Origin of the sequence: Methylobacterium sp. CCH5-D2 (assembly GCF_001556475.1) — a bacterium.
In the GTDB taxonomy this organism is placed as follows: Bacteria; Pseudomonadota; Alphaproteobacteria; order Rhizobiales; family Beijerinckiaceae; genus Methylobacterium; species Methylobacterium hispanicum.
Genome location: NZ_LSIX01000488.1, coordinates 1 through 238, shown reverse-complemented (window position 1 = coordinate 238; position 238 = coordinate 1). Strand labels below are relative to the sequence as shown.

Below are 238 nucleotides of genomic sequence, written 5' to 3'. Positions count from 1 at the left end.
GCGCCTTCCCCGCCTGCTCGGCCTGTTCCTGCGCGATCTCGCGCGCGACCCCAGCGCCTCGCGCCTGCGCCGGCTCGGGCAGGCCCTGGTGCTGGCCCGCGAGCTGCCGGGGAGCGTGGCGCATATCCACGTCCACTTCCTGCACACGCCGGCCAGCGTCGCCCGCTACGCCGCCCTGCTGACCGGACGGGGCTGGAGCTTCTCGGCCCACGCCAAGGACATCTGGACCACGCCGGAC

At 75.2% G+C, this 238-nt stretch carries 1 pseudogene; it reads left to right on the top strand.

Annotation, left to right across the window (positions count from 1 at the left end):
- A pseudogene (locus tag AX737_RS12420) lies at positions 1 to 238 on the top strand (colanic acid biosynthesis glycosyltransferase WcaL); the annotation flags it as partial.